The sequence below is a fragment of the Burkholderia seminalis genome (genome assembly GCF_001718535.1).
Classification (GTDB): Bacteria; Pseudomonadota; Gammaproteobacteria; order Burkholderiales; family Burkholderiaceae; genus Burkholderia; species Burkholderia seminalis.
In genome coordinates, this window is the sequence record NZ_CP013399.1 from 700,555 (window position 1) to 721,418 (window position 20,864).

Annotated in this window: 20 protein-coding genes; 8 read left to right on the forward strand and 12 right to left on the reverse strand. The window is 66.8% G+C overall.

Annotated features, from left to right (window positions below; genetic code table 11):
* Window positions 1–1,594: 1,594 nt before the first annotated feature.
* Window positions 1,595–2,611, reverse strand: a complete 1,017-nt coding sequence (locus tag WJ12_RS18935) for an AraC family transcriptional regulator (protein ID WP_059561952.1) — start codon at window positions 2,609–2,611, stop codon at window positions 1,595–1,597.
* A gap of 125 nt (window positions 2,612–2,736) precedes the next feature.
* Entirely contained in the window at window positions 2,737–3,861 is a 1,125-nt protein-coding gene (locus tag WJ12_RS18940; RefSeq protein ID WP_069245774.1) for an MBL fold metallo-hydrolase, read from the reverse strand.
* A gap of 83 nt (window positions 3,862–3,944) precedes the next feature.
* Here WJ12_RS18940 and WJ12_RS18945 point away from each other — a divergent pair, with 83 nt between their 5' ends.
* Entirely contained in the window at window positions 3,945–4,598 is a 654-nt protein-coding gene (locus WJ12_RS18945; protein WP_059561923.1) for a TetR/AcrR family transcriptional regulator, read from the forward strand.
* A 67-nt stretch (window positions 4,599–4,665) separates the two neighbouring features.
* Window positions 4,666–5,157, forward strand: a complete 492-nt coding sequence (locus tag WJ12_RS18950) for a flavodoxin family protein (RefSeq protein WP_059561926.1) — start codon at window positions 4,666–4,668, stop codon at window positions 5,155–5,157.
* Between the two features lie 68 nt (window positions 5,158–5,225).
* On the opposite strand, the gene WJ12_RS18955 is transcribed toward WJ12_RS18950, so the two are convergent.
* Entirely contained in the window at window positions 5,226–5,810 is a 585-nt protein-coding gene (locus tag WJ12_RS18955; protein ID WP_034191726.1) for a DUF2889 domain-containing protein, read from the reverse strand.
* A 625-nt stretch (window positions 5,811–6,435) separates the two neighbouring features.
* Between WJ12_RS18955 and WJ12_RS18960 the strand changes: the two genes are divergently transcribed.
* Window positions 6,436–7,116, forward strand: coding sequence for a ProQ/FinO family protein (locus WJ12_RS18960; protein WP_059561929.1), 681 nt, complete (start codon window positions 6,436–6,438; stop codon window positions 7,114–7,116).
* Window positions 7,117–7,575: 459 nt separating this feature from the next.
* Window positions 7,576–8,637 carry a DMT family transporter gene (locus tag WJ12_RS18965; RefSeq protein ID WP_034191728.1) on the forward strand — a complete coding sequence of 354 codons (1,062 nt, stop codon included), beginning with the start codon at window positions 7,576–7,578 and terminating at the stop codon, window positions 8,635–8,637.
* Window positions 8,638–8,752: 115 nt separating this feature from the next.
* Here WJ12_RS18965 and WJ12_RS18970 read toward each other — a convergent pair whose 3' ends face one another.
* From WJ12_RS18970 to WJ12_RS19000, 7 genes are all read right to left on the reverse strand, one after another.
* Window positions 8,753–9,124, reverse strand: coding sequence for a nitrogen fixation protein NifQ (locus tag WJ12_RS18970; RefSeq protein WP_059561933.1), 372 nt, complete (start codon window positions 9,122–9,124; stop codon window positions 8,753–8,755).
* Between the two features lie 75 nt (window positions 9,125–9,199).
* Window positions 9,200–9,625 (reverse strand): TOBE domain-containing protein, encoded by a 426-nt coding sequence (locus WJ12_RS18975; RefSeq protein WP_049033629.1) that lies wholly within the window; start codon window positions 9,623–9,625, stop codon window positions 9,200–9,202.
* Between the two features lie 180 nt (window positions 9,626–9,805).
* On the reverse strand, window positions 9,806–11,314 hold the full coding sequence (locus WJ12_RS18980; protein ID WP_069245775.1) for an efflux transporter outer membrane subunit: 1,509 nt from the start codon (window positions 11,312–11,314) through the stop codon (window positions 9,806–9,808).
* Window positions 11,311–12,285 (reverse strand): efflux RND transporter periplasmic adaptor subunit, encoded by a 975-nt coding sequence (locus WJ12_RS18985; protein ID WP_069245776.1) that lies wholly within the window; start codon window positions 12,283–12,285, stop codon window positions 11,311–11,313. Before WJ12_RS18985 ends, WJ12_RS18980 begins: the two co-directional genes overlap by 4 nt.
* Before the next feature lies 1 nt (window position 12,286).
* Window positions 12,287–12,499 carry a DUF1656 domain-containing protein gene (locus WJ12_RS18990; RefSeq protein ID WP_034191733.1) on the reverse strand — a complete coding sequence of 71 codons (213 nt, stop codon included), beginning with the start codon at window positions 12,497–12,499 and terminating at the stop codon, window positions 12,287–12,289.
* 34 nt (window positions 12,500–12,533) lie between these two features.
* Window positions 12,534–14,651: an FUSC family protein gene (locus tag WJ12_RS18995; protein WP_069245777.1), complete on the reverse strand. Its 2,118-nt coding sequence runs from the start codon at window positions 14,649–14,651 to the stop codon at window positions 12,534–12,536.
* Entirely contained in the window at window positions 14,648–15,127 is a 480-nt protein-coding gene (locus tag WJ12_RS19000; RefSeq protein WP_034191735.1) for a MarR family winged helix-turn-helix transcriptional regulator, read from the reverse strand. Before WJ12_RS19000 ends, WJ12_RS18995 begins: the two co-directional genes overlap by 4 nt.
* Window positions 15,128–15,463: 336 nt before the next feature.
* Here WJ12_RS19000 and WJ12_RS19005 point away from each other — a divergent pair, with 336 nt between their 5' ends.
* On the forward strand, window positions 15,464–16,324 hold the full coding sequence (locus WJ12_RS19005) for an HTD2 family dehydratase (protein WP_069245778.1): 861 nt from the start codon (window positions 15,464–15,466) through the stop codon (window positions 16,322–16,324).
* Window positions 16,325–16,536: 212 nt separating this feature from the next.
* Window positions 16,537–16,785, forward strand: a complete 249-nt coding sequence (locus WJ12_RS35980) for a hypothetical protein (RefSeq protein ID WP_156810499.1) — start codon at window positions 16,537–16,539, stop codon at window positions 16,783–16,785.
* A 137-nt stretch (window positions 16,786–16,922) separates the two neighbouring features.
* Here the strand turns inward: WJ12_RS35980 and WJ12_RS19010 are convergent, their stop codons facing one another.
* Entirely contained in the window at window positions 16,923–17,855 is a 933-nt protein-coding gene (locus tag WJ12_RS19010; protein ID WP_069245779.1) for an MBL fold metallo-hydrolase, read from the reverse strand.
* A 625-nt stretch (window positions 17,856–18,480) separates the two neighbouring features.
* Here WJ12_RS19010 and WJ12_RS19015 point away from each other — a divergent pair.
* Window positions 18,481–18,768 carry a DUF1330 domain-containing protein gene (locus WJ12_RS19015; protein WP_034191737.1) on the forward strand — a complete coding sequence of 96 codons (288 nt, stop codon included), beginning with the start codon at window positions 18,481–18,483 and terminating at the stop codon, window positions 18,766–18,768.
* Between the two features lie 60 nt (window positions 18,769–18,828).
* Window positions 18,829–18,981, forward strand: coding sequence for a hypothetical protein (locus WJ12_RS35985; protein WP_154233836.1), 153 nt, complete (start codon window positions 18,829–18,831; stop codon window positions 18,979–18,981).
* A gap of 45 nt (window positions 18,982–19,026) precedes the next feature.
* Here WJ12_RS35985 and WJ12_RS19020 read toward each other — a convergent pair whose 3' ends face one another.
* On the reverse strand, window positions 19,027–20,727 hold the full coding sequence (locus WJ12_RS19020; RefSeq protein ID WP_059561955.1) for a dihydroxyacetone kinase family protein: 1,701 nt from the start codon (window positions 20,725–20,727) through the stop codon (window positions 19,027–19,029).
* Window positions 20,728–20,864 lie beyond the last annotated feature (137 nt).

Below are 20,864 nucleotides of genomic sequence, written 5' to 3' on the forward strand. Positions count from 1 at the left end.
TCGATGCAATGCATATCTTGACGGTCTATGTGGTTGTCACGTGACAAGTAGACCAAATGGTCTATTTACTATCAACAAACATGTTCCAGTAAAAATATAACTTTCGATCGCTTCATCAATGCGATCACTAGAGCCAGGAAAAGATTTGCTCGGTTTCATGTCGACGATAAGACGCAGCGTGAAAACCGGCTGCCGCGACAGATCTCCATCTCTCGCTTTACTCGTAGCGATTTCGATTGGTTAGGATCTTGGACATCGAAGAAGCATCCAGTTGTCACGTGACAAGTCGCTGGAAATCGGTCCCGGGCATCGCGGTACATCGCCAGGAGGTTTCTGACCAGGCCCTGGTGTCGACCCTCGACTATTCCATTTCTGTATCCGATATTCGGCTCTTGACCTTGCTCGACTATCTGATGAGGCGAGTTGTCACGTGACAACCAAAACTCCTGACTTGGCCGCTTGATGGATTGATCGAGAGAAGCCGCTCAGGTATCACCGTGAGCAAGCGCCTGAGGATGGCGAGTTATGGAGAGCGGCTTATCGCTCTGAACGAACCGCTGCTGACTCCCTGCTCAAACGCGCACTTGCCCTTGCATGAGTCCTTGGGACTGCCTGGAATAATATGGATCCGTTGCAGGTGTATCGAATGTCAGTGATATGTCCCCATTTATTTGGGGGGCTCTACGTGGTTTCGTTTCGTCCGCCAGTCGGCAGGGGAGGGGTGTGGTCTCGTCGAACGCCGGTGTTGCCGTCAATGCATCCCGGCGCGCATCTGCGACCGCGACACCGAGAAACCGGCTGAATAGGTGAGAATTCACGCGCCAAACGGCGCGTGACAACGCAGGCGGATCGTGTCGTGAAACATTTTCGAGAAACGGGGTATTCTTGGAAATCCTTGTCTGGCAATGGCTTGCGCCACATTCTTCATGTTGTTTCACGCAAAATGAACGAAATGGCTCGTGGAAATGGGGCGCATGGCGTTTCCGTCTGCCGTTGCCATCGATGCACAGATGATCGATACAAAATGTATCTTTTGATACGTAATTTGTGGTTGATGAAATGCTTTTGGGTGACCCAGGCCTGCGGGCGGCGGATTCGTTGCTAGTCGTGGTCAGCTTGAGATCATGTCGACACTCTGGCCCGACGCGCAGTGCTGATATTCAACGCGAGTTGTCACGTGACAACGCGTCATGTCAGTCGCACGATTTGGTGATGCGTGGCGCCTCGAGAGAAGTCGGTAGATGGGCATATGCGCCCAAGGACCAGAATGCTGAAACAGGCACCGCGGTTGTTGGGAGGGGAAGCCCAGATACCTTCAGAAAGGGGTGAGTGACCGCGAGTCCGCCACGGGTCCGGCTATGGGTGCAGGATGCGCCTCCCGCGAGCGCGATCGTTGTCACGCGCAAGACAGCCAAGAGAGTTCCCCGGACAGATGTTGAGCAATTTGATCCTGAGTGGGCACGACGCGCGCATTCTGTCGCGCTCCCCCGATTCAACCGGCTCAATCAAATACGGGTGAAGCCGATACTGGTGTTCCGCGGATTCGGCCAAAACGGAGCACCCGCCTCTCTTCTCCCCCCATCATTGCCCGCGATCAATAACTTGCTGCGATCGACAGAACGACATCCATCCCGCCGCGCAGGTTATCGATATCTCGCCGTGGTGAATTGCCGAACAACCGGCTGTATTCCCGATTGAACTGGGTCGGGCTCGCATACCCGACCCTGAACGATGCCGATGCGGCGTCGAGTCGCTCGGACAGCATCAGCCGACGTGCCTCGTTGAGCCGAATCCATTTCTGGTACTGCAGCGGACTCATGCCCGTGAGCTGGCGGAAGTGGTGATGGAACGTCGAACTGCTCATCTGGACTTGCGCTGCGAGATCGTCGACTCGCAGCGACTCGTCATAGTGGGCACGCAACCACCGGATCGCACGTGACACGCGGTTGCCCTGGCTGCCGGCAGACGCGATCTGACGCAGACGAACGCCCTGGTCGCTCGTCAGCAGGCGATAGTAGATTTCCCGCTCGACATACGGGGCGAGAACGGGAATGGCGTTCGGGTCGTCCAGTAACGCCAGCAAGCGGTTCAGTGCATCGTACAGCGATTCGGTCATGTCGCCGACGACGAGGCCGCGGCCCACGGGGGCTTCGTCGCGATCTGGTGCGACCTGCATCATCAATTCCGTCAGGACACGGAAATCGAGCTTGAGACCGATCCCGAGAAACGGCTTCTCGTGGCTGGCCTCGATGACCTGGGTCGAACCAGGCAAATCGAGCGACGTGATCAGAAAGCGGTTGGCGTCGTAGATGTAGGCGTCGCCGCTCTGAATGACCCGCTTCGTGCCCTGAACGACAAGACCGAAGCTCGGCTCGACCATGCAGTCCATCGGCTGAGTCGGCGCTTCCCGGCGGTGGAAGCTCAGGTTCGGAATGGGCGTGGTGACGTGGTCGGCGCCTTCGGTCCACTTCGAGACACGTGCCGCGAGCGTTTGCCGCAGAGCGCACATGGGGCTGCGGCCGGCTGGTCGTTGATCTGCACCGTCGAATGAAGCGACGGCGACGTCGTCGTCTCGTTGGCCGGGGGTATATTGGACGGGTGCCGGATGCATGACTTCTCTATTCAGGTAATCGGGGGCGGGCAGGCCGCCGATATGCAGATGCTCCGGCAACGCATGCGCCATCCGGAATCGCGGCATGGCCGCATTGCCGGAAAGCGCAACGATCGGTGGAGCGGCTACTTCGTCGCCTGCGACGCGCAAAGTTGCCAGCGGCGCGATTTCGTTGCCGGCGCCGTCGCATGCTCGTCGACCGTGCGCCACCACCGCTCGCCGCGATGCGGTGCGTCGAGATCGAGGCGCTCACCGATCCTGGGCGTCGACAACTCGATGCCACGCACGAGCGCCAGCGCCGTGACCCGCTCGAACGGTTCCTGCCAGCGATGCATTGCAAGATCGAACGTGCCGTTATGGATCGGGACCAGCCAGCGTCCGCGCAAATCGATATGCGCCTGCACGGTTTCTTCCGGCTGCATGTGCACGTACGGCCATTGCGCATCATAGGCGCCTGTTTCGATCAGCGTCACGTCGAACGGTCCGAGGCGCTCGCCGATCGTCCGGAACCCGTCGAAGTAACCGGTGTCGCCGCTGAAGAACATGCGCAGGTCGTCGTCGACGATGACCCACGACGCCCACAGCGTGCTGTTGCCGTCGAACAGGCTGCGCCCGGAAAAGTGCTGCGCGGGTGTCGCCGTCAACGTCAGGCCGGCCACATCGACACTCTGCCACCAGTCGAGCTGACGAACTTTCCTTGCGTCGATGCCCCATTCGATCAGGCGGTCGCCGACGCCCAGCGTGGTCACGAACACATCGGTGGTTGCGGCAAGCGCCAGCACCGTATCGCGGTCGAGGTGATCGTAGTGATCATGCGAGAGGATCACACCGCGCAGCGGCGGGAGATCGTCAAGCGCGATCGGCGGGGCATGAAAGCGCTTGGGGCCGATGCGTCGGAACGGCGACGCACGCTCGGCGAATACGGGATCGGTCAGCCAGAATTCGCCGCGCAGCTTGAGCAGCAGCGTCGAATGGCCGAGCCGGTACAGGCTGCGATCGGGGGCGGCATCGAGCGTCGCGCGAGTCAGCGTATCGACGGGCACGGGGCCGGTGGGTACCGTGTTGCGCGGCTTGTTGACCAGCATGTTCCACGCGATCCCGAGTGTCTTGCTGAATCCTTCGACAGGACGCGGCGCGACATTGGTGAAACGCTCGCCGTTGTGCTGCGGCGACCCGCCGGACAGCGCGCGGCCGCGCCGGGCGGCGGCGAAACCCAGAATACGGTGAATCAGAACGAGAGGCGATGTCATGTCGGGGCGTCCGGAGAATAAAGTACACTAAACAGTGTAGTTTATTTTTTGGATAAGTAAACTGCCCGGTGTAAAATTTTCGTATGGAAACCAGCACTCCCCCCTTGCGCCTGACCGATCGAAAGCGCGTGGCCATCGTCGATGCGGCGATCGAGGAATTTCTCGCGGCAGGCTACGACGCGACCAGCATGGATCGTATCGCTGCGCGCGCGGACGTCTCGAAGCGCACGGTCTACAACCACTTCCCGGGCAAGGAAACGCTGTTCGCGGCGATCCTGCACAAGCTGTGGGAAGCGACGCAGACCGGCAGCTCGCCGACCTATCGCGCCGACGTGCCGCTGCGCGAGCAACTGCTCGCGTTGCTGGACCGCAAGTTGCGCTTGCTGAACGATGAAGCGTTTCTGGCACTCGCGCGCGTGGCGATCGGCGCGGCGATCCATTCGCCGGATCGCGCGCGCGACATGGTCGAGCGTCTCGGCGAGCGCGAGGAAGACGTGACGGTCTGGGTGCGTGCGGCCGCGGCGGCCGGCCGCCTGTCGGTCACCGATCCGGTGTTCGCCGCGCACCAGTTGCATGGCGTCGTGAAGGCATTTGCGTTCTGGCCGCAGATCACGATGGGTCAGCCGCCGCTCACGGCGCAGGAGCAACGGAAAGTCGCGGAGTCCGCGGCCGACATGTTTCTCGCGTACTACGCGCGGCCGGATGACGGCGATGCCGTGCGCGCCACACCGGACTGACCGTGCGTCGGGATGCCCTGCGCACAGCGAAGCCGGCGCACCCGAAGCCGAACGCGAGCAACTACCCATGAAGACGCTGTTGATCGTCTATCACACGATGACCGGGGGCACGCAACAGATGGCCGAAGCGGCTGCCGGCGCGGCGCGCGAGCAACCCGGCATCGACGTCAGGCTGCAGCGCGCGGATGCGACGAGCGCGGATGACGTGCTGGCCGCCGACGCATACCTGTTCGCGACGCCGGAGAATCTCGCGGCGATGTCCGGGCTGATGAAGGACTTCTTCGACCGCTGCTACTACGCGGCGCTCGATCGCGTGAACGGCCGTCCGTATGCGGCAATGATCTGCGCGGGAAGCGACGGACAGAACGCGTTGCGCCAGATCGACCGGATCGCGACCGGATGGCGGCTGAAGAACGTGGCGCCCGGCCTGATCGTCTGTACCCACGCGCAGACAACGGAGCGCATCCTCGCGGCGAAGACGATCGACGGCGACGATCTCACACGCTGCGCGGAACTGGGTGCGGGTCTTGCCGCGGGACTCGCGCTGGGCGTCTTTTGACGGCGTTGTGGTTGTGGCGATTTGCGGCGCGGGTCGTGCGGACGTACAACCGGTCGAATACCGAAACCCTAGCCGTCTTTTGCCGTTGACGAAGGCCGATGGTATTCGGGCCAAAGACGTTTCACGAGATCGCGCGAGGCGCTGTACGCGTGGCAGCTGTCGATCTTGAGCGGCTTTCCTTCGCTGTCGCGGTAGTCCAGCGACGAGCGCCGCATGCCGACCATCGTCTGATAGGCGGTGGTGGCGATCGGGCCGAGCAATTCCTTCAAGTGCGTGCACGTGTCGCAGGACGGCAGGCGCTTGCGAACCTCGCTGTTCCAGCCGGCGCCGATGCTCAGGCCGACGAGCGCCTGCAGCGAGTCGCCGCCGCCCGGACACTGCGCATAGGGATGCGAGCGAATGAACGTGGATACCGCGCGAACGACCATGTCGGCGTCGAAGACGAGCGTCACGCCGAGGTCGTGGATCGGCGACAGCGCCGCGACCGTTCGCGTACCGCCCGGTGGCGTGAAATCGCTGGTCTTGCGGTCCGCGAGGCAGGCCGTCACTTCGAACAGGCCGTCGCTGCGCCGATAGCCGCGCATGTCGATGTGCCGATGGTGAATTTCCTCGCGCGTGATGCCGTCGTGCGCGATGTCGTGTCGGGGAACCATGTATCCGCTCCGTTTCGTACAACCGGTTCTTTTCGCAGGCAAAGGAGAACATCGCCGGTTGATCGGGCGTGCAGCGAAACGGACCGAGATGCGCTGCCGACGACGTCAATCCGGCCATACTACGCATTTTCCGGCATCTTCGTACACGACGAGATCGATGCGAACGCAACGAATCGAGGGGGCGTCCGGTGCGGCCGTGGGCTGTCGGACGGCCTGTCGCGTGACGTTGACAGGACGCGCGTCACGCGGAATGCCGCACGGGAGAGGCGGGCCGCTGCCGAAGCCGGGCCGGGCTTCGGCCCGATTTCCGCGACGTCCTCGAATGGCGTGACATCCGGGAGCGTATCCATATAATGCGCAACATGACCGCGCGGACGCCTTTCCGGCCTCCGGGGGCGGGCAAATGCAGACCGGCGAGTCAACCGGCCACCGCGCGTACCGGTATACTTCCACCCCTGCCTTGTCCGGCATCGTGGCCGGGTGCCTGAAAACAGCGTGGCGTGCGCGATGCGGCCCCATAGTGTCCCGCATCGGCGGCAGACGGGCCGCCCGCACGGCGGCGAGCTTTCGAGCCGCGCGGCATGGCCGCACGAACCACACCTTATATTCCTGGTGGATTGAATTTATGGGTTTTGAACAACTTGCCGAATTGCGGGCGCAGCTCGCAGCGAAGGCCAAGCAGGAGCGCAACGCGAAGCGGCCGGCAGCACCGGCGGACACCGGCGCAAAGCCGACGTCGGGCGACCGGCCGTCCCGCGGTGCCAAACCGGGCGCTGGCGCCAAGGCCGGGGCCGGTGCGAAGGCACCGCATCGCGCGAAGCCCGCTTCGGCCAAGCCGTCGGCACCGGTCGATCCGGTCATCGTCGCGATCGGCAAACTGCAGCGGAAGTTTCCGAGCGCGTTCCCGAAGAATCCGGCCCCCAAAGTGCCGCTCAAGGTCGGCATCTGGGACGACCTGGCGCGCGAAGCTCAGGCCGTTGGCCTCACCGAGGCCGAGCTGCGCGAAGCCATGTCGACGTGGTGCCGCGGCAACCGTTACTGGTCGTGCCTCGTCGAAGACGCGGTGCGCGTCGACCTGCAGGGTAACGAAGCAGGGCGCGTCACGCATGAGGACGCGGCACGGGCACGCCGGCTGAAGTCGCGCCGTCCCGGCAAGGGCGCCGCGCAAGCGGCCAAGGGCGCACAGCAGCCGCCGAAGGCCGAGCAGCAGGCCGAGGCCGCGACTGCACCGCAGGCGGCGGATGCAGCAGAAGTTCAGACCGACGCTACGCCGCAGGTCGAGCAGCAAGTGGCGGGCAACGAGTAACGCCACCGCCGTCCGCCGCACGGCGCGTACCCGCATGCATGTCGCACGCGGCGCATGACACGACGGACTGACCTGCCTCGACGGAGGCAGGTCAGGACTGCCTCCCCCGGCGCTTGCCGGCCAGCACCTACCTATCCCGCGTCAACCAGGCAATGCAACCGGACGAGGCACGCTCGTCAATCGGGACTGCATGCTTTTCCATTTCCAGGAAAACGATTTGCATACCTTAATTTATTGGCGTCGTCGCTTGATAATTCGGTTTCCTGAAATAGCAATATCGGAATCGCCGGCCGGGACGTGAGCGATCTGGTCGGGCGCATCGCGACAGGGCGACGCGCGATAATCCCGACAGGCTCCTGATTGCACGACGCAGCTTGCATTTCGAAAGGTGCGGGAAACCCGCGCCCACGCGATCCGGAGTCGCGTCCACCGATTTTCAACGTCCATTCAAACCGGATCATGAACCCGAGACATTCCGCGATTCTGGTCGCACTCACGGCCGCCGCGCTGTTCGGCGCGGCAACACCGCTCGCCAAGGCGCTGATCGGCGCGATGTCGCCGTTCATGGTCGCCGGCCTGTTCTATCTTGGCAGCGGGGTCGGGCTCGGCATCGGGATCCTGCTGCGCAGGCTGCACAACCGCCGCGCACCGGCCGCGGATGCCGCGCCGCTGCAGCGCGCCGACCTGCCGTGGCTGGCCGGTGCGATCGTGGCGGGCGGTGTGGCCGGCCCGGCGTTGCTGATGCTCGGGCTGTCGAGCACGCCGGCGGCGACCAGTGCGCTGCTGCTCAATCTCGAAGGCGTACTGACGGCCGTCATCGCATGGGTCGTGTTTCGCGAGAACGTGGATACGCAGGTGTTTCTCGGCATGGTCGCGATCGTCGCCGGCGGCACGCTGCTGTCGTGGGTGCCGGGTCGGGCCGGCGTGCCGGTCGGTGCGTTGCTGATCGTCGGCGCCTGCCTGTGCTGGGCGATCGACAACAACCTGACCCGCAAGGTCGCCGCGAACGACGCGATGGTCATCGCGTGCGTCAAGGGGCTGATCGCGGGGCCCGTGAACATCGGCATTGCGCTGGCGACCGGCGCGCCGCTGCCTGCCGTACCGGTCACGGCCGCTGCGATGCTGACGGGGCTCGGCGGCTACGGGATCAGCCTGGTGTTGTTCGTCGTCGCGCTGCGCCATCTCGGCAGCGCGCGGACCGGTGCGTATTTCTCGATCGCGCCGCTGTTCGGCGTCGTGCTGTCGCTGCTGATCTGGCCTGCGCTGCCGCCGGCAACGTTCTGGGTCGCCGCCGCATTGATGGCATTCGGTATCTGGCTGCACGTGCGCGAGCGGCATGAGCACATGCACGAGCACGAGCGACTCGAGCATGCGCACCGGCACCGGCACGACGAACATCACCAGCACACGCACGATTTTGCGTACGACGGCAACGAGCCGCACTCGCATTCGCACGTGCATTTACCGATCACGCACAGTCACGCGCACTTTCCGGACATTCATCACCGGCATCGACATTGACCGCGGTCATGGACGGCGGACAACATGCGCCGCCAGGTGACCGTTTATGGGATGCGTGTCGCGCACTGGTTCATGACGTCGATGACGCAAGTGGACAGGCTGGTCGACGCGATGGCTATCGCGCGCGAGGAAAGCAGAAACCGAAATCTTCGCAGCCCGGGCACCCCGGTGCGGGGCCCGGCGGCGCGCCGAGCGAGGCCGCCACTTCCAGTGCGAGGAATTTCTTCCAGCGCAGGTGGGTGACGTTGCGCGCGGCCAGCGCGGGGAAATAACGATCGAGCATCGCGGATACCGCGTCGCGCCCGTCGAGCCCGAGATCGCGCCAGAGATGGTCGGGGGACAGCCCCAGCAGCGAGAGTTCGTTGCGGCACGCGCGAGCCGCGATGAGCACGCCGAACAGCCGTGCGTCGGGCGTGTCGGCATGCGCGGCCGCCGATCGGAGCGCGTGCAGCGCGCTTTCCCGCGCGGGATCGAGCGCGGCTGTCATCGCATGCCGCCGGATGGCAGCCGGGCCGCGCGAACGCGCGGCACTGGGCGGTGCTCCGTCGCGACCGTCACGCGCTCACTCGACGCCGACGATCACGCTCGATGCCTTGAAGATCGCGGATGCGGCCGAGCCGCTCGCGAGGCCGAGGCGATCGACGCTGTCATTGGTGACGATCGCGACGATCTCGGCGCCGCCCGCGGTCTTGATCACGACTTCCGAATTGACCGCGCCCTTCGTGACCGTCGCGACGGTGCCCGCGACGCAGTTGCGCGCCGATACCTTGCTGCTGTCGACGTCGACCATCACGATGACCGACGATGCCTTGACGAGCGCGAACGCCTTCGTGCCCGCCGCGAGGCCCAGCGAAGCCGCGCTGCCGTGGGTGATCACGGCGACGATGTCGAGGCCGTCCTGCGTGTGCAGCGTGATTTCGTCGTTGACGGCACCGGGCTTGACGGCGCCGACCTGGCCGGCGAAATGGTTGCGGGCACTGGTTCGCATGATGACTCTCCGAATGAAGGCGGCTGCCGGATCGGCAGCCGCGGATGAATGGAAATGCATCGCCCAGTCTACCGTCAACGCAGGGACGCGTCGCCATCCGGATGCTATGGCGCGAATCAGTAAAACCCGCCACCGCGGTGCGTTTTGCCGCACCGGGGTGATGTATTGAAGGCGATGACGCTACCGTGGCGACTCGCCGTCCTTGATCGTTGCGGCGGCACGCGCGGCGGCGGGGGCGCTGCCGCGCGCGGCCGCCGTACCGTCGCCGTCCCACCCGCCGCCCAGCGCGAGGAAGAGCCGCACCTGATCGGCCGCGACCTGGCCTTCGGCCGCCGCAACCTGCGCCTTCACGCTCGTCAGCGTGCGCGTCGCGTCGAGATCGGAGAGGAACGACTCGCGGCCGGCCGCATAGAGACGATGGGTTTCGTCGGCGGAATTGCGGGCCGACTCGTACGCGGTGCGCAAGGCGTCCGTACGTTGCACGTCGGCCGCATAGGTCGCGAGGCTCGACTGTGTTTCGCGCAGCGCGTTCAGCACGACGCCGTCGAAATGCGCGAGCGCGCCGCCCGTCGACGCCTCGGCTTCGCGCACGCGGGCGCGCTGGCCGTTGACGGGGAACGACCAGCTGATCAGCGGGCCGAACGACCAGCGATTCGTGGTGGACGAGAACAGGTCGGCGGCGACGCCGACCGAGCCGGCCGACGCACCGATGCTGATCGACGGATACAGCGCCGCGGTCGCGACGCCGATCCGCGCGGTCGCGGCGGCGAGCTGCCGCTCGGCTTCGCGTACGTCGGGGCGGCGGCGCAGCAGCGCGGCACCGTCGCCGATCGGAATCGGCTGACGCAGCTTCGGCAGCCGTTCGCATTCGACGACGGCCTTCGGCAGGTCGGCCGGCGCGCGCGCGAGCAGTGCGGCGAGCTGGTATTGCGCGACCTTGCGGCGCCCTTCGAAGCGCGGGATGTCGGCCGCGAGCGTGCGCACCTGCGTCACGCCGCGCGTCACGTCGGTTTGGTTGCCGCGCCCGGCATCGCGCAGCCGCTGCGACAGCGCGACGCGCTGCTTCTGCAGCGCGAGCGACTGCCTCGCGATCGCCAGCTCGTCGCCGGCCGAGCACGATTCGACGTACGCGCGCACGACGTCGGCGACGACGGTGATGCGCGCCAGGTCGCCGGCCGCCTTGACGGCCTCGCTGTCCGCGCGTGCGGCTTCGACGCCGCGCCGCAGCTTGCCGAACAGGTCGAGCTCGTACGACACGTTGATGCCGACCGCGCCTTCGTTGACAACCGGCAGCTTGTTCTCGAGCAGGTATTGCTCGGCCGATTCCTGCGCGCGCTGCACCGCGGCTTCGGCGCCGCCCGAGAACCCGCCCTGCTGGCTCGCGACTTCCAGCGCCGCGCGCGACCGCGCGAGGTTGGCCGCGGCGACGCGCAGGTCGGTGTTCGACTTCAGCGCATCGCGCACCAGTGCGTCGAGCACGGGGTCGTCGTACAGCTGCCACCAGTTGCCGGGCACCGCGTCGCGCGACACGAGCGTTCCGTTCGCGTCGTCGAGCGCATGGTTCGCGAGCGGCGCATTCACGTACGCCTGCTGCGGCAGCGTGTAATCGGGGCCGACGGATTTGCATGCGCCGAGTGCGAGCGCAAGCGGCGCGAGTGCGGCCGCGACGCGCAGACCGTGCCGGTTCATTGCGATGCTCCCGCCGCGCCGGCGGCGGCCCCGGACGCCGCGGTGACCGGTGCCGTGGCCGAGCCGGCACCGGCAGCCGGTTTTGTGTTGTCGTTTCGGCGCGTGTCGGCGTCGCGCATCGACACGGTCGCGGTACGGCCGGCGATCATCCGGAAATCGTCGGGCACTTCGTCGAGTACGACGCGCACCGGCACGCGCTGTGCGAGCCGCACCCAGCTGAACGCCGGGTTCACGTTCGGCAGCAGGTTCGCGCCCTGCGTGCGGTCGCGATCCTCGATCGCGGCGACGATGCTCTGCACGTGGCCGCGCAGCGCATGCGGCTCGCCCATCACGATGATGTCGACCGGCTGGCCGATATGGATGCCGCGCAGCTTGGTTTCCTCGAAGTAGCCGTCGACACGGAACGAATGGCGGTCCACGACCGACAGGACCGCGCGGCCGGCCGGCACGTATTCGCCGACACGCGGCGCGCGGTCGTTCAGGTAGCCGTCCACGGGACTCACGATCGTCGTGCGCTGCAGGTTCAGCTTCGCGGTGTCGAGCGATACCTGTGCGTCGGCGACGCTGGCTTCGCCTTGTTCGACGCGCGTGCGGCTTTCCTCGACCTGCTCGCTCGCGACCAGGTTGCCGAGCTGCAGGTTGCGCGCGTATTCGCGCTTCGCCTGGGCCAGTGTCGCGCGGCGCTGCGCGAGCGTCGCTTCGGCGAGCCGTTCCGCGAGCGTGTAGCGCGCCTGGTCGATCACGAACAGCACCTGGCCGCGCTTGACCTCCTGGTTGTCGGCGACCTGCACCGACGTGATGAGGCCCGCCACGTCCGGCGCGACCTGGATCACGTCGGCGCGCACGTGCCCGTCGCGTGTCCACGGCGAGAACATGTAGTAGTTGATGATCCGCCACAGCACGAGGCCGGCCACGACGACGACGATCAGGGTGAGCAGGATTTGCCCTGCCGAGAGCCAGGTTTTTTTCACGTTAGGAAGCCACGAGATGGTGGGAAGCGATGACGACGGCGGCAAGCACGAACACGTAGATGCCGAGGTCGAAGATCGAACGGTGCCAGACGAGGCGGTAGAAGCCGACGCGCTCGAGCACGGCGCGCACGACGATGTTGATCAGGTAGGCGATCAGCATCAGCACGAGCGGGGCCGGCACGAATACGCCGAAGATGTCGATTTCGCCGATCATGGTCGCGGTCGGAAGGACGGGTTGGAAAGCCGGATCATGCGCGTGCTCCGTCCGAGGCCCGAGGCGCCTGGCCGGCAGCGGCCGGATACAGCGACAGACGCAGCCCGACGAGCGCGTGCAGCGTGTCGCGCAGCCGGCGGTGCGTGGCAGGGGCGGCAGGCGCGGTGCCGCCCTCGGCCGGCGAGGCACCCGGCAGGCCGCGGCCGCCCACGCGGTGCAGTGCGTCGTCGATCGTCGCGAGCAGCGCGGGCGGTGCCGGCTGGCGCGCGTTCGCGGCCGCGCAGCGCGCGTAGTGATCGGTGACGCCGGCGAGGACGCGATCGATCGCGTCGGGTACGTCGCCCGACAGGCGACGGCGCGAGCGGCGCAGGTCGAGCGCGTTCAGTGCGATGCGCAGGTCGCGGAAGCTCTCGATCGACGGGTGGCGGTGATCGTCGGATGCGCCCAGGCGCGGCAGCAGCTGCGTGACGCGGTCGAGCATCCGCGATGCGTGGTTGCGCTGGTCGTCGAGCGGCTGCGTCGACGCGGAGCGCGCGACGTCTTCCCAGCCCGAGCGCAACAGGCGCCGCACCGCGAGCTCCGCGCCGAACGGCCGCGTCGCCCGCGTCCACACGTACGCGAACAGCAGCCCGGCGACACCCGCGAGGTTGCTGTTCAGGAACACGAAGAAATCGGCTTCGTACGCGCTCTGGATGCTGATGAAGGTCGCCGTGTTCACGGCGACGAGCATCGTCACCATGTTGAACTGCGGGCGCGGCAGCAGCGTGCCGATCAGGATGAACGGGCCCGCGAACATCAGCACGAGCATCGCGAAATCGTGCACGTGCGGCAGCACGACGAACAGGTACAGGCCCGCGAACACGACGCTCGCGGCGGTCGACAGGAAGAACTTGAACACCAGCGGCGCCGGTTCGTCGAGCGCGGCGAAGAAGCTGCACGACACGGCCACGAGCGTGACGGCCGCCGCACCGTCGTGCCAGCCGGACGAGATCCACAGCCAGCACGCGAACACGATCGCGAACACGACGGTCAGCGTCGAGAACAGCATCATCCCGCGATCGAAGAAGCGTTCGGTGCCGCCGAGCCGCCAGTGCCGGTAGCGCGGCTGCCACACACCCGATTCGTTCGCGATCAGCGCACGCAGCGAACGGCAGTCCTGCCAGATGTCGACGACCTGGCGCAGCCGCCACAGCGCGTTCGACAGCAGTGCGCCCTCCCAGCTCGCCAGGGCGCTGTCGGCGGGCTGCAGCGCGGCGATGCGCTCGCGCAGGTTGTCCGCGACCGCGTCGTGGGCCATGTCGCCGTCGGCCTTCACGGACGGCAGCGGTGCGTCGAACCATTTCGCGGCATCGGCCAGCAGCGCATCGAGAGCGGGCGGGCGCACGTGCAGGTCGCGCATCAGCGCGATCAAGGGATCGGCGAGCGACGACATCAGCGGCAGGAACAACTGCATGCGGCCCGCGAGCGCCTGCGCGCGGGCAAGGATGCGCGGGTGCGCATGGTCGTAACTCAGCTGGCTCAGCAGGAATTCGAGGCCGGTGATCGTCGCGGCGAGCCGTTGGCGGCATGCCGACAACGCCTTGCCGGCGATTTGCCCGGACAGCGTCTCGCGACCGTAAAACGCGGCGTCCTTGAACCACGCGTCGGTGCGTTCGATCAGCGTCGGCGCGAGCCGGTTCGGAAACACGGTGCTGCCGACCACGCTCGCGCAGACGATGCCGAGCACGATTTCCTCGGTTCGCGCGATCGCGACGTCGAACACGGTGGACGGGTCGGTCACGGTCGGCAGCGCGATCAGCGGCATCGTATAGCCGGCGAGCATGAACACGTAGCTGCGCGCGGTGCGGTCGGAGATCGCGAGGTAGAGCAGCGTGCCGCACCAGGTCGCGACGATGATGCTGAACAGGAGCGGCGTCTCGACGAATGGCGGCACGAAGAAGATCGCGGCGGCTGCGCCGAGCGCGGTGCCGAGCGCGCGGTACAGCGCCTTCGAGCGCGTCGCGCCGACGAACGGGTTCGACACGATGTAGACGCTCGCCATCGCCCAGTACGGGCGCGGCAGCTGGAAATACAGGCCGAGGTACAGCGCCAGCATCGACGCGGCGAACGTCTTGCCCGAGAACAGCCAGTCGCGGAGGCTCGGATAGGTCATGACGCGGTGTCGTCGGCGGGGGAGATACGCGAGGCGGGCGGGTGCGACTCGGACGCGTTGAACGCTTCGAGCACGCGCAGCGTCGTTTCGAGATCGGTGCGCGTCACGCCCTTGAGCACCTGAGCGCGCAGCGTGCGCAGGTCTTCTTCCATCCTCGCGGTGACGGCGCGGCCGGCGGCCGTCAGCGAGATCGTTTTCGCGCGACGATCGTGCGGATCCTCGTCGCGGCGCGCAAGGCCGGCCGCGCACAGCTGGTCGAGCAGGCGCACGAGCGACGGCCCTTCGATCCCGACGTGTTCGGCTAGCGTGCCCTGCCGTACACCTTCGCCGAGCCGGCCGGCGATCAGGAGCGGCGTCGCGCAGGCCTCGGACACGTTGTACGCGTTCAGCACGCCGTCACTGGTGCGGCGCCACTTGCGCGCGGACAGCACGAGCAGGCTGCTGACGGCGAGGCGGAGGTCGTGCAGATTGGTCATGGCCGAGATGATAGGGTAAAAACATTCGATAGCAAACTATCGTTTTCTTGTCACCCGGATGACATGTCGCTCGTCGCGCGGCCGGTCCGTCAGAACCAATTTAGGCAGCGTGCCGGCGGTGGTCAAGCTGTAAGGTCCGCGCCAGGAATCGCACGCGGCGCGCGAGGCGGCTATATTGTCGAATGTATCGAATGGTCAGACGAAAATCGTCGCGCAGGACCGGCAGGGCCGCAGGGGGCGAGCAAATTCGAAGCCCGGGTTCGGGAATGCCGACTTCGCGAAACGCCGTGCGGCGCGCATATTTGGGCCCTTGCCAACGCACCGGAGACTCCGTCAGTGTCGAACTCATCCTCGCAGCCCGCCGCACCCGCGTCACTCGACGCGTGGCTCGGCAAGACCGAAACGCTTGGCGACGACATCACCGCGTTCCCGCTCAACGCGCTGGCCGCCACGCTCGACCGCCCGTCGCCCGGCGACGTCGTCCCGCCGATGTGGCACTGGCTCTATTTCCTGCCCATCGCGCCGCTGGCCGAAGTCGGCCCCGACGGCCACCCGAAGCGCGGCGGCTTCCTGCCGCCCGTGCCGCTGCCGCGCCGCATGTGGGCCGGCGGCCGGCTGACGTTTCACGCGCCGCTGCGCGCGGGGCGGCGCGCGACGCGCGAATCGACGATCGCGAACATCGAGGACAAGACGGGCCGCAGCGGCCGGCTCGTGTTCGTGACGGTGCAGCACCGCATCGAATCCGATGGGGTGCCGTGTATCGAGGAAGAGCACGACATCGTCTATCGAGACGCGCAGCAGCCGGGCGCGCCGGCGCAGAAGCCGGTCGCGGCGCCCACTGGTGAAACGTGGGCGCGCACCGTCACGGCCGACGCCGTGATGCTGTTCCGCTATTCGGCGCTGACCTTCAATGGTCACCGTATCCACTACGACCGCAGCTACGTGACGCAGGAAGAAGGCTATCCGGGGCTCGTCGTGCACGGCCCGCTGATCGCGACGCTGCTCGTCGATCTCGTGCATCGCGAACGGCCGGACGCGGTGCTCGCGAGCTTTGCGTTTCGCGCGGTGCGCCCGACCTTCGACGGGGAGCCGTTCACGCTGTGCGGCAAGCCGTCGGACGACGGCAGTACGATCGAGCTGTGGGCGAAGGATCGCGATGGCTGGCTGACGATGCAGGCGACGGCGACGCTGGCTTGACGCGCCGCGCGAACGGCGCGACCCGATTTCGTTTCCACAACCCACGACGAACGCGGTTCCCGGTCGCGGTCTCACGCTCGCGACGGTCCCGCCGCAACTGCGTACCGATGCGATTCCGGCCGATGTGCCGGTGATTTGGAAGACACGGCACATGCCGTGCGCGCCGGTGGCCTGACTGCCCGCATCGACTCGACCCGCAGCGCCCTGCTGACGTGCGCGATTCCACCGGGACAATATTTTCAGGGTGTTTTGCCGAGCGACGAGGCGGATGCCCCGACGGAGACATCGAGACGGGAAAGACCGAGGTATCGGCGGGCTGGCGCGACGCGATCGGCGCGGTGCCCGGCATCGAGTCGAGAGACAAGCGGCTCGTGACGCGTGCGGAAGCCGACGAGAGCGTCGGTATCGTGAAGGAGGCGGCGGACGAGGTCGCGGAGCGGAACATGTCGGCGCTCGCGTGAGGTTCGGGCGGTCGTGATGCGCTTTGGCGCGTGACGTGATGCCGCCGCATGAGATGCGGCGGCGCTTTTTTATGGTGGTGCCGCTCGGGAGGACCGCCGACGCGTTGCCGCAGCACGCACCGGCCGCCGATCCTCGATCAGTAGTCCCACACGACGGGAACGAAGCGGAAGCCGCTGCCGTCCCTCGCAACATGGCCGATGGAAGGGAACGCGACATGTGCGGCGGCCAGCAGCGCACCGGTGTCGGCGGCTTCGTTGAACAATGCGATGCGCACGTCGACAGCCGCTTCGGGATCGTGCTCGAAGCCGTTTTGCCAGTCGGGATGGTCGAAGTTGACTTCGAAGATCGCGTCGCCCGCGAACGTCAGCTTTTCCCCGTTCGACGCGACGTCGACCACGCAGTGCCCGGGCGTATGTCCGCCCGTCACGCGCGCCGTCACGCCGGTTGCGACTTCCACGGTCCGATCGAACGTCACGATGTTTTCGCCGTAGAGCGTCACGAACCTGGCCGCCGCCTTGCGCAGTGCGGGCGGTATGGTTTCCGGCATCACCGTCTTGCTGAAGTCCGGATTCTTCCAGAACGCCATTTCGGCGGCCGATACGTGAATGCGTACGTCGGGGCGCAGCCGGGCCTTGACGCCGTCGGTGTTCAGCCCGCCGACGTGATCCATGTGCATGTGCGTTATCACGATGTCGGTGATCGCGGCCAGGTCGATACCGGCCGATTCCAGACGCATCACCGATCGCCCGGCGCGCGTAAAGTATTCGAAGCCGTCACCCACGCCCGAATCGATCAGGATCAGCCGATCGGCACTGCGCACGAGCGCGATGTTGAGCGCCCAGTCGAATCGGTCGCGTTGCAGGAAACGCCCGTCGAACCAGGCGTTGCGCTCCGCCTCGCTCACGTTGGTGGACATGGTGGAAGTCGGCAGCGGCAGCACGCCGTCGCTGATCAGCACGACATCGACATCGCCGATGCGCACGGCGTAGCGGGAGGGAACGAGCTCGCCCGAACCTTCTTTTCCCAGGCGGTCGGTAACCGGCTGGACGTTGCGGAGTGGTGCGTTCATGTTCAGTAGTCCTGTTCGTCGAGTGGATTGAGCCGCGCGGCACGGCGCGGTTCGCGAGCGCGATCGTGAAGGTCGCGCGCTTCGGTTCGCCCGGATTCCGGTAGAGCGTGTCAGCGATTGTAGTGACGGCCGATACACGCCAACAGCGCTGCACGTGTGCACATCGTGTTGTCCGGGCGACAACAATCCCGCCGCGGCTTCAGCCGCCCGACCTGCGTCGCCCGCTGTCCGTCGCCGGACGGCGGGTGATGCAATGGATGCCGTTGATGGACAGCCGGGCGCCGCCGGCGCGCGGATCAGCCCGGTTGCGCAGCGGCCAGCATGTGATACGCGGGAATCAGCGCGTTGCCGGTCTCGCCGATCAACCGGTCGTTGGCGATCGGGACGGTACCGCCGAACAGCGGCGTCGACACGTCGCACGCCGGGCAAGTCATCCCGCCAATTTGCAATACCCGATGTGATCGGACGATGTGGGGATCGGTTCTTTCAGCGTCGCGGCGGCTTGCGCCGCGACCGCCTATAATCCGCACACCCGTTCGCACTGCACGCGGCCGGGGGCGGCGCGATCGTCGGAAAGCAGCGATACGCGCGCGATTTCCATCCACCGGACAAAGGGGCACGCATCTTGGCAACTTACATCGTTTTTACACGGGAAAGCACGCAGGATCAGCACGAACTCGATACCTACGCGAGCAAGGTCGGCGCGACGCTCGCTGGTCATCCGGTGAAGGTGCTCGCGGCTTACGGCGCTCAGGAAACGCTGGAAGGCGAAGGACCGGAAGGCGTGGTGATCGTCGAGTTTCCGTCGAAGGAGGCCGCACATGCGTGGTATCACGGCCCCGAATACCAGGCCGTCGTGCAGCACCGGTTCAAGGGCGCGCGCTATCGTGCCGTGCTGGTCGAAGGTGTTTGAGCGCGGCGCTTCTGCCGTTCACCGCGACGCGATGTCGTGGTTGACGTTGTCATGTTTGCGATGACATCTTCCCCCGCGCCCGTCCGTCCGCCGATGGGCCGCGCGGCCATCACGCTGCTCGCTGCCGGCGTGCCGCGTCGTCTCGCCGCGATGTTCACCACAGTGTTGCGCGTCGGCGCGATGCTGTCGCCCGGGCGGATGAACGCAGGCTGAGAGGCGGGCGGCGCGGCCGCCCACCCGCATCCCGCGCGTTGCCGTTCAGCGCACGTGAGGCTGCAACGCGCGCAACCAGTACGACACGGCTACCGCGCCGCCATCCGGCGTGCCGATCGCGCGCTCGCCGAGATAGCTCGCCCGCCCTGCGCGCGGCGTCATGCGCGCGGTGGCTTCCGCGCCTTCCACGGCCGCTTCCACGGCCGCCGTCCATGCACTTGCGTTGTCGCGATCGCTGTCGAGTGCGCGGCTGAATGCATCGACGGCCGGCACCAGTGCATCGAGCATCGTCCGGTCGCCGGCATGCGCGCCCCCCAGTTCGCTGATCGAATCCACTGCCGCGCGGAATGCCGCCGCCCAGTCGCGCGCCGACGGTTCGGCAAGGTCGGCCAGCCGGCGCGATGCGCGCAGCAGCGCGGTTGCATAGAACGGCCCGGAACTGCCGGCGATCGCGCGGCGCAACGCCGCGCCGAGCGCCGCGAGTGCGCCGGCCGGCGTGGCGTACGCGGTATCGGGCAACGCGAGGATCGCGTGCGCGGCGCGCAGCATGCTCGCACCGAGGTCGCCGTCGCCGGCCGCCGCGTCGAGGTCCGTCAGCGTCTGCTCGTGATCGATCAGCGTCTGCGCGACCGCGTGCAGCGCCGGCTGCAGGCGCGCGGCCCAGGCGCGGCCGGCCGCGTCGAGCGGCGGCAGTGGTGCGTCCGGCGACGCGGCCGCGGCTACGCGGATCTGTGCATTCACGGCGCCGCCGCCCGGCCAGGCGCGCGCCTGCGTCGGTGCGTCGAGCAGCGATGCGCGTTCGTCGTTCAGCCGCAGCACCGAGATCGAGCAGCCGGGCATGTTCAGCGCGGACAGGAATGTGCCGGCCCACGCGCGCGCGACGACGATGCCGCGCCGGGTCAGGTTGTCGTACGCGGCACGCAGCACGATCGCGAGCTCCATGTCCTGCGTCGCGCCGAGACCGTTGACGAACAGCGCGACGCGTTCGCCGCGGTCGAGCACGAGATCGGCGGCGATGCTCGACAGCAGCGTGTCGACCAGCGCGTCGGCCGGCAGCGGCGCGCGACGTTCGACGCCTTTCTCGCCGTGAATGCCGAGGCCGAGCTCGATCTCCTGATCGCCGAGGCTGAAGCCCGATTTGTCGGCGCCCGGGATCGTGCAGCCGTCGAACGCGACGCCCATCGTGCCGAGCTCGGCCGCCGCGTCGCGCGCGATGGCTGCAACACGGGCAAGCGGCAGCCCGCGCGCGGCGGCTGCGCCGGCGAGCTTGTGGATCAGCACGGTGCCGGCGATCCCGCGCCGCTGGCCACGGTCGACACGGCCGCGCAGCGATACGTCGTCGGCGACGACGACCGTCTCGACCGGAATGCCTTCCGCGCGCGCAAGCTCGGCGGCGAGCCCGAAATTGAGCCGGTCGCCGGTGTAGTTCTTCACGATCAGCAGCGCGCCGTTGGGGCCGGCGCTCGCGCGGATCGCGGCAAGCACGGCGTCGGTGGACGGCGACGTGAATACTTCGCCGCACACGGCCGCGCTCAGCATCCCTTCGCCGACGTAGCCACCGTGCGCGGGCTCGTGGCCGCTGCCGCCGCCGGACAGGATCGCGACGGGGCGTCGAGACGGTTCGGGCAGCGGCTGGCGGACGAGCACGTGCTCGTCGCCGAGGATCGCGAGATGCGGCGATTGCCGCGCGATGCCTTCCAGCATTTCTCGCACGACATCGGACGGACGATTCACAAGCTTTTTCATGGCGACGGATTCCGGACGGGTGAACGGGGGCGCGGCCGGGCCTGCATGGGCGTCGGTCGGCTTCGTATTGCGGAGAATCGTGCGGGTGCCCGGTCGCCGGGGGCAGCCGGTCGCATGACGGATGACCGGCTGCGCGA

Bases quoted from the DNA above. Each gene is read 5' to 3' on its own strand.
- WJ12_RS18935 (WP_059561952.1), bottom strand. From the start codon at position 2,611: ATGCATCCGGCACCCGTCCAATATACCCCCGGCCAACGAGACGACGAC.
- WJ12_RS18975 (WP_049033629.1), bottom strand. From the start codon at position 9,625: ATGCGAACCAGTGCCCGCAACCATTTCGCCGGCCAGGTCGGCGCCGTC.
- WJ12_RS18955 (WP_034191726.1), bottom strand. From the start codon at position 5,810: ATGGTTCCCCGACACGACATCGCGCACGACGGCATCACGCGCGAGGAA.
- WJ12_RS18945 (WP_059561923.1), top strand. From the start codon at position 3,945: ATGGAAACCAGCACTCCCCCCTTGCGCCTGACCGATCGAAAGCGCGTG.
- WJ12_RS18940 (WP_069245774.1), bottom strand. From the start codon at position 3,861: ATGACATCGCCTCTCGTTCTGATTCACCGTATTCTGGGTTTCGCCGCC.
- WJ12_RS18980 (WP_069245775.1), bottom strand. From the start codon at position 11,314: ATGAACCGGCACGGTCTGCGCGTCGCGGCCGCACTCGCGCCGCTTGCG.
- WJ12_RS18995 (WP_069245777.1), bottom strand. From the start codon at position 14,651: ATGACCTATCCGAGCCTCCGCGACTGGCTGTTCTCGGGCAAGACGTTC.
- WJ12_RS18970 (WP_059561933.1), bottom strand. From the start codon at position 9,124: ATGACAGCCGCGCTCGATCCCGCGCGGGAAAGCGCGCTGCACGCGCTC.
- WJ12_RS18950 (WP_059561926.1), top strand. From the start codon at position 4,666: ATGAAGACGCTGTTGATCGTCTATCACACGATGACCGGGGGCACGCAA.
- WJ12_RS18960 (WP_059561929.1), top strand. From the start codon at position 6,436: ATGGGTTTTGAACAACTTGCCGAATTGCGGGCGCAGCTCGCAGCGAAG.
- WJ12_RS19010 (WP_069245779.1), bottom strand. From the start codon at position 17,855: ATGAACGCACCACTCCGCAACGTCCAGCCGGTTACCGACCGCCTGGGA.
- WJ12_RS18965 (WP_034191728.1), top strand. From the start codon at position 7,576: ATGAACCCGAGACATTCCGCGATTCTGGTCGCACTCACGGCCGCCGCG.
- WJ12_RS19000 (WP_034191735.1), bottom strand. From the start codon at position 15,127: ATGACCAATCTGCACGACCTCCGCCTCGCCGTCAGCAGCCTGCTCGTG.
- WJ12_RS19020 (WP_059561955.1), bottom strand. From the start codon at position 20,727: ATGAAAAAGCTTGTGAATCGTCCGTCCGATGTCGTGCGAGAAATGCTG.
- WJ12_RS35985 (WP_154233836.1), top strand. From the start codon at position 18,829: ATGACATCTTCCCCCGCGCCCGTCCGTCCGCCGATGGGCCGCGCGGCC.
- WJ12_RS18990 (WP_034191733.1), bottom strand. From the start codon at position 12,499: ATGATCGGCGAAATCGACATCTTCGGCGTATTCGTGCCGGCCCCGCTC.